At 73.5% G+C, this 10634-nt stretch carries 8 protein-coding genes; 2 read left to right on the top strand and 6 right to left on the bottom strand.

Translation table 11 applies throughout. The features are described from left to right. The 4 genes from DQW06_RS19135 to aceB all read right to left on the bottom strand — a co-directional run. Positions 1-382: 4Fe-4S dicluster domain-containing protein (locus DQW06_RS19135; protein WP_117199037.1), on the bottom strand; the 382-nt coding region annotated here is incomplete at its 3' end. Between the two features lie 27 nt (positions 383-409). Next, the gene (locus DQW06_RS19130) at positions 410-1609 is read right to left on the bottom strand and encodes an FAD-binding oxidoreductase (protein WP_013151733.1); all 1200 of its coding nucleotides are present in this window, start codon (positions 1607-1609) and stop codon (positions 410-412) included. Positions 1610-1644: 35 nt separating this feature from the next. Then, entirely contained in the window at positions 1645-3126 is a 1482-nt protein-coding gene (locus tag DQW06_RS19125) for an FAD-linked oxidase C-terminal domain-containing protein (RefSeq protein WP_117199036.1), read from the bottom strand. Between the two features lie 147 nt (positions 3127-3273). Then, positions 3274-4878: a malate synthase A gene (gene aceB / locus DQW06_RS19120; protein WP_117199035.1), complete on the bottom strand. Its 1605-nt coding sequence runs from the start codon at positions 4876-4878 to the stop codon at positions 3274-3276. A 330-nt stretch (positions 4879-5208) separates the two neighbouring features. Here aceB and hflX point away from each other — a divergent pair, with 330 nt between their 5' ends. Both hflX and DQW06_RS19110 read left to right on the top strand, forming a co-directional pair. Continuing rightward, complete coding sequence (gene hflX, locus DQW06_RS19115) at positions 5209-6747, top strand: GTPase HflX (protein ID WP_013151736.1); 1539 nt, start codon at positions 5209-5211, stop codon at positions 6745-6747. Positions 6748-7193: 446 nt separating this feature from the next. Then, on the top strand, positions 7194-8402 hold the full coding sequence (locus DQW06_RS19110; protein WP_013151737.1) for an amidohydrolase family protein: 1209 nt from the start codon (positions 7194-7196) through the stop codon (positions 8400-8402). A gap of 42 nt (positions 8403-8444) precedes the next feature. On the opposite strand, the gene holA is transcribed toward DQW06_RS19110, so the two are convergent. Both holA and DQW06_RS19100 read right to left on the bottom strand, forming a co-directional pair. Continuing rightward, positions 8445-9407 carry a DNA polymerase III subunit delta gene (gene holA / locus DQW06_RS19105; protein ID WP_013151738.1) on the bottom strand — a complete coding sequence of 321 codons (963 nt, stop codon included), beginning with the start codon at positions 9405-9407 and terminating at the stop codon, positions 8445-8447. 172 nt (positions 9408-9579) lie between these two features. Further along, positions 9580-10634 (bottom strand): ComEC/Rec2 family competence protein (locus DQW06_RS19100; protein WP_117199034.1); only part of this gene is annotated, 1055 nt, incomplete at its 5' end.

Here is a 10634-nt window from a genome sequence, read left to right as displayed (position 1 = left end):
GCAGCCCCAGCCTGCGCCGGTACGGGAACAGCGCGAAGATCGCCCCGCGCAGCGCCCGCTCGCCCGCGGTCCGCTCGTGCTCCCTCTCCACCCGGTGCCGGGTGGTGTCGATGAGCGCGTCGTAGGCCACCCCCGACGGGCAGGCGGACACGCACGCCAGGCAGCCCAGGCAGTTGTCGAAGTGCCCGACCGCGGTCTCGGTCAGCACGTCCTCGGTGTGCGTCTGCGCCATCAGGTGGATCCGCCCGCGCGGCGAGTCCATCTCCTGGCCCCACAGCACGTGGGTGGGACAGGTGGGCAGGCAGAAACCGCAGTGGACGCAGTCGTTGAGCAGATCGGAGAACAGCCGGTCGCGCTCGTCCGCGGTCGTCGGGTCGGTCACGGGCCCTCCCAGGGTGTTCGCACGTGTTCAGATGCCGCCCGCGAAGCGCCCGGGGGCCAGGCGGTGTCCGGGGTCGAGGGAGTCCTTGACCGCCCGCATCAGCGGGAGTCCGGGCACCTCGCCCCACAGGTCCACACCGGCGGCGTGGACGTGCGGTTCCGCGCGCAGCAGGGTCATCGTCCAGCCGGGCACCGAACGCACGCCGTCGAGCGCGGCCGCCACCTCGGCGGCTCCTGTGCCCGGCGGGAAGGACGCGTACAGCGCCCCCGCCCGGGCCGAGCCGGTGACGCCCGCGCCGGACAGCTCGTGCACCCGCACCGCGGCCCGGACGCTCTCGGCGGGCGGCACCGACACCAGGGCGAGCGTGCCCTCGGCGGGCAGCACGCCCCAGCCCTCGGGCAGGGCGTCGGCCACGTCGGGCTCCGCGCCGGCGGCCGCGGCGATCTCGGCCGTCCGCGCCCCGAGGCCGTCCGGGGTGCCCTCCAGTACCACCCGCAGGCTCGCCGAGGGCCAGTCCAGTTCGACCGCCGCGGGCGTCGCCGTGCACCCGCGCAGCGCCGTCAGCAGGCGCTCGGCGTGCTCCGCGTGGGACGCCGGGAGCGTCAGCACGCGCAGGGCCCGGGGGAGCGGGTGCAGGCGGAAGGCCACCGAGGCGATCACGCCCAGGGTGCCCAGGCCGCCGGTGTGCAGCTTGGCCAGGTCGTACCCGGCCACGTTCTTGACCACCCGGCCCCCGCTGCGCGCCACCACGCCGTCGGCGCGCACCACCGTCATCCCGATGACCAGGTCGCGCAGCGCCCCGGTGAGCAGGCGGCGCGGACCGCTCACGCCCGTGGCCACCATCCCGCCCACGGTGCCGCCCACGCGCACGGGGTCCGCCGACAGCCGCTGCCCGGCGGCGGCCAGCACGTCGTACAGTTCGGCCACGGGGGTCCCCGCGCCCACCTCCACCACCAGGTCGCCCGCGATGTGCTCGGTCCACGACAGGTCGGCGGTGTCCACGAGCAGGTCCAGCCCGCGCGGGAGACCGCCCCAGTCCAGGGCCGTGCCCCCGCCGCGCGCGACGACGGTCAGCCCCTCCCGGGCGGCGGACGCCATGACCCGGGCCAGGCCCCGGGTGTCGGCGGGACGCGCCACGCGTGCGGGGACCAGGCCGCCCACCGCGTCGGCGTCGGTCCCCTCCCGCAGGGCCCCGTCCCGGGCGTTCGGCCCCTCGACGAGCGTCACGCGTTCTCCCCCCGTGTTCGTGGTCCGTCCGCGCCTCAGAACTGCTCGGCCCTTCCCGCCTCCACCAGCGGGTGCACCCCCGTGCGCACCCCGGGCCGCTCACCGCACAGGCGCGGGGTGGGCAGCAGCTTGTCCGGGTTGGCGATCCCGTCCGGGTCCAGGGCCCGGCGGAACAGGTCGAAGGTGGCCAGGTCGTCGGGGCCGTACATGCGCGGCATCTTGCACGCCTTGTCCACGCCCACCCCGTGCTCGCCGGTGATGGAGCCGCCGTGCTCGATGCACAGGTCGAGGATGGCGCCGGAGACCTCCTCGGCCCGCTCCGCCGCGCCCGGCTCGGCGTCGTCGAAGAGCACGAGCGGGTGCAGGTTGCCGTCCCCGGCGTGGAAGACGTTGGCGACGCGGATGCCCGAGGCGGCCGACAGTTCGGTGATGCGCCGCAGCACCTCGGGCAGGGCCGTGCGCGGGACGACGCCGTCCTGGACGATGTAGGCGGGGCTGATCCGGCCGACGGCGGCGAAGGCCGACTTGCGGCCCTTCCAGATCCGGGCGCGTTCGTCGGCGTCGCTGGCGGTGCGGGTCTCGAAGGCGCCCGCCTCCGCGCACAGCCGGACGACCTCGGCGAGCTGGGCCTCGACCTCCGCGGCGGGCCCGTCCAGCTCCACGACCAGCACGGCCGCGGCGCCCGCGGGGTAGTCGCAGGCCACGGCCCTCTCGGCGGCCTCGATGGCCAGCGCGTCCATCATCTCCACGGCCGAGGGCAGCACCCCGGCGGAGATGATGGAGCTGACCGCACGGCCTCCCGCGTCCATCGAGGCGAACGCCGACAGCAGGGTGACGGTGCGTTCCGGCGACCGGGTGAGGCCGACGGTGATCCGGGTGGCCACGCCCAGGGTGCCCTCGGAGCCGACGAAGGCCCCGACGAGGTCGTAGCCGTGCGCGCCGGGGTTCTTGCCGCCCAGGCTCACCTGCTCGCCGGAGGGGGTGACGATGTCCAGGCCGCGCACGTGGTTGACGGTGAACCCGTACTTGAGGCAGTGGGCGCCGCCGGAGTTCTCGGCGACGTTGCCGCCCACGGAGCACACCTGCTGGCTGGAGGGGTCGGGCGCGTAGTAGTAGCCGTGGGGCGCGGCGGCGCGGGTGACGTCCAGGTTGGCCACACCGGGTTCGACGACCGCGCACTCGTTCTCGACGTCGATCTCCAGGACGCGGCGCATGCGCGAGGTGACCAGCAGGACGCCCTCGGTGTGGGGGAGCGCTCCCGCGGACAGGCCGGTGCCCGCGCCGCGCGGGACGAAGGGCACGCCGTTCTCGGCGCACAGGCGCACGACGGCGGCGACCTGGTCGGCTGTGGTGGGCAGCACCACGACGCCGGGAAGGGCGCGGTGGTGGGGCAGCCCGTCGCTCTCGTAGGTGCGGCGCTGGGCCGCGTCGGTGAGGACACCGTCCTCGCCGCAGATCCGGCGCAGCCGCGGGACGAGCCCGGCCACGGCCGCCTGCGCCGTATCGGTCTCGGACATGGGCGCCTCCCGGTTCCACCTGCGCGGACACGGACGGTCCCGCCCGCTGGCGGACGCGACCTCGCAAGGTGAACGTACGACTGCACCCCTCGCCTAGGCAAGGGGTGCAGTGGAAGTTGCCTTCCGTCTTATGAAATCAATGCCGGGCTACGGCATGCGCTCGTAGGCGGGCAGCGTCAGGAAGTCGACGTACTCGTCGGCCAGGGCCACCTCGGTGAACAGCTCGCCGGCCTGCTGGTACAGGTCCTCGTCGAAGTCCGCGCCCAGCTGTTCGCGGATGGCGGCGAGCTCCTCGTCGATGATCCCCCGGACCAGGTCGGCGGTGACCTTGGGGCCGTTGTCGAGCGTGATGTCGTTGTGCAGCCACTGCCAGACCTGGGAGCGCGAGATCTCGGCGGTCGCGGCGTCCTCCATGAGGTTGTGGATGGCCACCGCGCCGTTGCCGCCCATCCACGTCGCCAGGTACTGCAGGGCGACGTTGACGTTGCCGCGCAGGCCCGCGAGGGTGACGCCGCCCGGGGTCCTGTCCACGGCCAGCAGGTCCTCGGCCGAGACCTCGACCTCAGGGCGCTGCTTGTCGATCTGGTGGGGGCGCTCGCCCAGGACGCCGTCGAAGACCTCCATGGCCACCGGGACCAGACCCGGGTGGGCGACCCAGGAGCCGTCGAAGCCGTCGCCGGACTCGCGGGACTTGTCGTCGCGGACCTTGGCGAAGGCGGTCCTGTTGACCTCCTCGTCCCTGCGGGAGGGGATGAAGGCCGCCATGCCGCCGATGGCGTGGGCGCCGCGCTTGTGGCAGGTCTTGACCAGCAGTTCGGTGTAGGCGCGCATCATCGGCGCGGTCATCGTGACGGCGTTGCGCTCGGGCAGCAGGAACCTGCGGCCGCGGGTGCGGTGCGTCTTGATGATGCTGAACAGGTAGTCCCAGCGGCCCGCGTTGAGGCCCGCGGAGTGCTCGCGCAGCTCGTAGAGGATCTCATCCATCTCGAACGCGGCCGGGATGGTCTCGATGAGGCAGGTCGCGCGGATGGTGCCGCGCGGGATGCCCAGGCGCTCCTGGGCCAGGACGAAGACGTCGTTCCACAGGCGCGCCTCGAGGTGGCTCTGCATCTTGGGCAGGTAGAAGTAGGGTCCCCTGCCCTTGTCGATCTGGCGCTGGGCGCAGTGGAAGAAGTAGAGGGCGAAGTCCAGCAGGCCGCCGCTGACGCGCTGGCCGTCCACGAGGACGTGCTTCTCGTCCAGGTGCCAGCCGCGCGGGCGCACGACGACGGTGGCGAGCTCGCCGTCCTCCTTCAGGGCGTAGGTCTTGCCCTGGGGGGAGGTGAAGTCGATGGTGCGGTCGAGGGCGTCGCGCAGGTTGAGCTGGCCCCCGATCATGTTCTCCCACAGCGGGGTGTTGGCGTCCTCGAAGTCGGCCAGCCACACCTTGGCGCCGGAGTTGAGCGCGTTGATGGTCATCTTGCGGTCGGTGGGGCCGGTGATCTCCACGCGGCGGTCCGTGATGCCCGGGGCGGGAGGGGCGACCCGCCAGCTGTCGTCCTCACGGATGTGCTTGGTCTCGGGGAGGAAGTCGAGGTCGGCCCCGGCCGAGATCTGCTCCTGCCTGGCCGCCCGGGCTTCGAGGAGCTCCTGGCGGCGCGCCTCGAAGGCGCGGTGCAGCTCGGCGACGAGGGCGAGGGCGTCCTCGGTGAGGATCTCGTCGAACCGTTCGTGGAGGGGGCCGGTGATCTCGACCCCGTGCGTGGCGCCCATGGAAAACCTTCCGCAATACGAAATAAGCTTTTGGTATGTGGAAAACGAAGCTACCGTCCGGTTCGCGGACGGTCAACGTCGCGCGTGTCTCACTGACCGGGGAGTTTCCCTGGTTGGGAAGGTCGCAAAAACTTCTCCCGCGACTTCGGCGCCCGTCGTCGGGACGGACACGGGATCCGGCCCCGATCCCGTGGAGTGTCGTGCCCGCCGTGCCCTGCGATAATTCAGGTGCCCTCGCGAAGGTGAGATGCCACCATCGTCAGGGCGCCCGCCACCGCCCGGTCGCGGGAAGAATCGCGGCGGCGGCCACGTTGACCCACCTGGAGGGATATGAATACAGCTGACACCCGCGGAAGCGTCCACGACGGCCACGAGGCCGAGGACGCGTTCCGCGAGGCGATCACCGTCGGGGACGGGGTCGACGCACACGACGCGTCCCGCGAGGCCAAGGCCACCGGCGGCGACCGCTACGACGACCCGGACAACGCCCCCGACCAGGGCGAGATGGAACTCGCCGAGCGCCACGCGCTGCGCCGGGTTCCGGGACTGTCCACCGAACTCACCGACGTCACCGAGGTCGAGTACCGCTCCCTGAGGCTGGAGCGCGTCATCCTCATCGGCGTGTGGACCAGCGGCTCACAGGCCGACGCGGACAACTCGCTCACCGAGCTCGCCGCCCTGTCCGAGACCGCGGGCGCGCTCGTGCTGGAGGGGGTCACCCAGCGTCGGTCCAAGCCCGACCCCGCCACCTACGTCGGCAAGGGCAAGGCCGCCGAGCTGCGCGACATCGTGGAGGCCACCGGCGCCGACACCGTGATCTGCGACGGGGAACTCACCCCCGGCCAGCTGCGCCAGCTGGAGGACGTGGTCAAGGTCAAGGTGATCGACCGCACGGCCCTGATCCTGGACATCTTCGCCCAGCACGCGCGCAGCAGCGAGGGCAAGGCCCAGGTCGAACTCGCCCAGCTCAGCTACCTGCTGCCGCGACTGCGCGGCTGGGGTGACGCCCTGTCCCGTCAGGCGGGCGGCTCCGGCGGCGGTGGCGCGGGCGGCGGCGTGGGCCTGCGCGGCCCGGGTGAGACCAAGATCGAGACCGACCGCCGGCGCATCAACGACAAGATGGCCAAGCTGCGCCGCCAGCTCGCCCACATGCGCACCGCCCGCGACGTCAAGCGCGACGTCCGGCGCACCCGCTCGGTGCCGTCCGTGGCCATCGCCGGGTACACCAACGCGGGCAAGTCGAGCCTGCTCAACCGGCTGACCGGCGCCGGGGTCCTGGTCGAGAACGCCCTGTTCGCCACCCTGGACCCGACCGTGCGCCAGGCCCGCACGCCCGACGGCCGCGGGTTCACGCTCAGCGACACCGTCGGCTTCGTCCGGCACCTGCCGCACCAGCTCGTGGAGGCCTTCCGCTCCACCCTGGAGGAGGTCGCCGACTCCGACCTGGTCCTGCACGTGGTCGACGGGTCCCACCCCGACCCCGAGAGCCAGATCAGCGCGGTCCGGCACGTCTTCGCCGACATCGACGCCGGTGACGTGCCCGAGCTCATCGTGGTCAACAAGGTGGACGCCGCCGACCCCGACGTGCTCAAGGCGCTGCGCACCCGCTACCCGGACATGGTCGAGGTGTCGGCCCGTACCGGCGAGGGCGTTCCCGCGCTGGTGGAGGCGGTCGCCGCGGCGCTGCCCGAGCTGGCGCACGAGGTGCGGGCGCTCGTCCCGTACTCGCGGGGCGACCTCATCGCCCGGATCCACGAGGAGGGGCGCATCCTCAGCGAGGAGCACACCGCCGAGGGCACGGCGATCCACGCCTTCGTGCCGGCCCTGCTCGCGGGCAGACTCGACGAGTACACGCCCAGCACGGCCTGAGGCACGCGCGGTCCGCCGCGCACGGCCGGGGCGCTCCCCACGGGGCGCCCCGGCCTCGCCGTGTCCGGGGGCGGGTCCCGACGGCGCACGAACGCGCCCCGGTGAGGCGGGCACACGCGAACACCCAGCTCACCGAGGTCGCCGGTGGCACCGATCACCCGGTGTGCCCGTGACCTTTGTTGGGAGGGCGTCCTATTAGTCCTCCCGGGGAGGTGTACACGGAGTCCGCGGATGGACTACGGTTTTGGAGCACTGGCCGACAGTGGCCGCTGTCCCGCGACAGCCGACCCCTCTGCCACTGTCACGGCACCGCGGCGGCCGCAGGCCGCTCCCCACCGGCTCTGTCGGACCGCTCCAGATACGAGGTCGCCATGTCCGCCCGTGTATCCCACGACCGTGTCCCGCAGCCGCACCGGCGGACCTGACCGGCGAGGGCGGACGACCCCATGACGGCGGTACTCCTCAGCAACATCGGTCGGCTGTGGACCGGGAGCGAGCTGATCACCAAGGCCGCGCTCCTGATGGACGACGACCGGGTGGCCTGGGTCGGGCCCGCCGCCGAGCTCCCCCAGAGCATTCCGGGCGTGGTGGACGACCTCACCGACGTCGACGACGTCGTCAACATCGGCGGCGGCATGATCACCCCGGGGCTGATCGACGCCCACTGCCACCCGGTGTACGCGGGGGACCGCTACGCCGAGGTCAACATGTGGGCCAAGGGCGCCTCCAAGGGGGACATCTTCGCGGCCGGGGGCGGTGTCTCCACCACCGTCACCATCACCCGGGGTACCGATCCCTGGACCCTGTGCAACGCGGTCCGCGAACGGCTCCGGCACTGGGTGCTGACCGGCACCACCACCGTGGAGGCCAAGACCGGCTACCACCTGACCAGGGACGGCGAACTGGCCGACGTGCGCCTGCTGCGCTCCCTGGAGGAGGAGCCGGGCATGCCGCGCCTGCACGTCACCTTCTTCCCCGCGCACGGGGTGCCGCCGGAGTTCTTCGGCAGACCCAGGGAGTACGCGGCCACCGCCGCCTCCTGGCTCAGCGACGCCGCGCTAGCCGGTGCCGACGGGGTGGACGTGTACTGCGACAACCAGCAGTTCACCACCGAGGACGCCCGCATGCTGCTGGGGGTGGGCCAGTCCGCGGGGCTGCGCACCACCCTGCACGCCTGCTCGCGCCCCCGGCACGGCGCCGTGCGCATGGCCGCCGAGATCGGCTGCTCCTCGGTGGACCTGCTGCACGAGACCGACGAGCAGGACGTCCTGGCGCTGGCCGCCACCCGCACACCGGTGGTGGCCTGCCCGACGACCTCGCTGCACGAGCGCCGCACCCCGCCGGTGCGGGCGCTGCTCGACCACGGCGTGCCCATCGGGCTGGGCACCGACCACAACCCCGGCCAGTCGGGCACGATGTCGATGCCGCTGGTGATCTCGCTGGCCATCTCCATGTTCGAGATGACCGTGCAGGAGGCCCTGTACGCCGCCACGGTGGGCAGCGCACGCGCCCTGGGCCTGACCGACCGGGGCGTGCTCGCACCCGGGAGCCTGGCCGACCTCGTCCAGTGGGACGCCGACCACGAGGGCGCCTTCGCCTGGTCGATGGGCCTCAACACCCTGCGGGTGTGGCAGGGCGGCAGGACCATCCGCTGAGGCGTCGCCGCCGGCGCCCGAAGCGGCCCTTCGAGCCTGCCGCTAACGCGTGCCGCGGGCCCGGGCGATCTCGATGACGGCCCGCTCCAGCGCGTACTCGGGGTCGCGTCCGGCGCCCTTGATGAGGGCGTCGGTCTCGGCGACCACCGCCATGGCCCGGGTGACCCCCGCCGGGCTCCACCCCCGCGCCTGCTGACGCAGGGTCCGCAGCTTCCACGGCGGGACCTTGGCGCGCTTGGCCAGATCCGCCTCGGACATGCCGCGCGGCGGCTGGGCGGCCACGGCTATGCCGCGCACCGCACCGGCCAGCGCGCTGTTGATGAGCACCGGGGCGGTACCCACCGCCAGCGACCAGCGCAACTGCTCCAGCGCCTCGGGCAGGCGCCCCTCCACGGCGCGGTCGGCCACGGTGAACCCCGAGGCCTCCGCCCTGCCGGAGTGGTACCTGGCCACCGCCGCGGCGTCCACCCGGCCCTCGGTGTCGGCGATCAGCTGGGTGCAGGCCGCCGCGATCTCGCGCAGCTCACTGCCGACCGCGTCCACCAGCGCCTGCGCGGCGTCGGCGGTGATCTGGCGCCCCGCCTGGGAGAACTCGCCCTTGACGAAGGCCACCCGTTCGGCGGGCTTGCTCGGCCCCTTGCAGTCCACACGGTGGGCGCCCGCCTTGACCGCGGCCTGGAGCAGTGCCTTGCCCTTGTTGCCGCCCGCGTGGGTGAGCACGAGGTTGACGTCGTCGGCAGGGTCCCCGAGGTAGTCGGTGACGGTCGCCGCCAGGTCCTTGGTCAGGTCCTGGGACGAGCGCAGTACCACCACCCGCCGGTCGCCGAACAGCGAGGGCGAGGTCACCTCGACGAGTGTGGACATCCCCACCTGTGCGGGCACCAGGTCGTGGACGTCCACGCCGGGATCGGCCTCGCGGACCGCCGCGACGACGGAGGCGACGGCACGGTCGACGAGGAGTTCCTCGTCCCCGACGATGATCGTGAGCAGGGCGGGTGCAGGCATACACAGAGGATGCCACGCCCCACCGACCAGCCGTGCGCCCGTCGCGCGGTCGGCGGACGCGCTACCGCCCCCTCGTCCGCACCGCCCGTGACCGGTGAGCCCCGTACCCGGCTCCTCCCGTGGCCCCCTACCGTGCTGTCCTCCGCCGCGCTGCTTTCCACGGCTCCGTCTCCTACCGTGCGGGGTCGGGCCCGCGCACCACGGCCTGCCCGGGCCCGGAACCGCCGCCGTCCAACACGGCCACGTCCCCGTCCCGGTCGGTGCGCAGGTTCACCCGCGCCACCCTTTCCAGGATGTTCCACGTGAACGGCGCCGGATGCCCGTAGGTGTTGTCCGCGCCCACCGAGGTCACCGACACCACCGGGTCGGTGGCCTCCAGAAAGGCCGGTTCCTGGCTCCCCGCCCCGTGGTGGGGCACGGCCAGCACGGTCACCCGCAACAGGTCGGCGTCCGGTCCCTCCAGCAGCCTTCCCTGCGCCTCCTCCTCGATGTCACCGGTCAGCAGCACCGTCAGCGCCGTCCCGTCCGCCCGGACCACCACCGAGGAGTCGTTCACCGAACCCGTGAAGCCGGGCTCGGGCCACAGCACGCGCAGCAGCCACGGCCCCACCCGCAGCCGCTGACCCCGCGCGGCCTCCAACAACCGCACCCCGGCCTCGGCCAGCAGCCGCCCCGTGCCGCTCTCCCCGAACCCCGGCGGCGCCAGCGCGGCCCCCACGCTCCGGTGCCGCAGCACCCCGGGCGTTCCGTCCACGTGGTCGGCGTGGTCGTGGCTCAGGATCAGCAGCGCGACCTCGCGCACTCCCAGCCGCCCCAGGCAGTCGTCCACCCGGTCCGGGTCCTCGCCGGTGTCGGCGACCACCGCCGAGCCCGGGCCCGCCGACAGCACGAACGCGGTGCCCTGGCCCACGTCGCACGCCACCAGGGCCCACCCCGGGGGCGGCCATCCGCCCGGCACGCACCGCGCGGCCAGGGCCAGCAGCAGCACGGCCGCCACCACGGCGGCCACGACACGGCGCAACCGCCCGTGCGTGAACACCAGCGCCGCCAGCACGGCGGCCAGGACCAGCCCTCCCACCAGGTCCGACCGCCACGCCAGCGCGCCGTGCGGCACCCGCGCGCCCGTACCGGCCACCGCCGCGATCCACGACACCCCCAGCCCGGGCAGGTGCGCGGCCACCGCCGCCGCCCCCGGCCACACCACCGCCAGTGCCGCCACCGCCGTCC

The organism is Nocardiopsis sp. TNDT3 (assembly GCF_003427465.1).
GTDB classification, from domain to species: Bacteria; Actinomycetota; Actinomycetes; order Streptosporangiales; family Streptosporangiaceae; genus Nocardiopsis; species Nocardiopsis dassonvillei.
The sequence above is the reverse complement of the archived record's forward strand: the minus strand, read 5'-3'. Positions and strand labels throughout refer to the sequence as shown.

Excerpts from the sequence above, each read along its gene's own strand:
- DQW06_RS19125 (WP_117199036.1), bottom strand. The coding sequence starts at position 3,126 with ATGTCCGAGACCGATACGGCGCAGGCGGCCGTGGCCGGGCTCGTCCCG.
- aceB (WP_117199035.1), bottom strand. The coding sequence starts at position 4,878 with ATGGGCGCCACGCACGGGGTCGAGATCACCGGCCCCCTCCACGAACGG.
- hflX (WP_013151736.1), top strand. The coding sequence starts at position 5,209 with ATGAATACAGCTGACACCCGCGGAAGCGTCCACGACGGCCACGAGGCC.
- DQW06_RS19110 (WP_013151737.1), top strand. The coding sequence starts at position 7,194 with ATGACGGCGGTACTCCTCAGCAACATCGGTCGGCTGTGGACCGGGAGC.
- holA (WP_013151738.1), bottom strand. The coding sequence starts at position 9,407 with ATGCCTGCACCCGCCCTGCTCACGATCATCGTCGGGGACGAGGAACTC.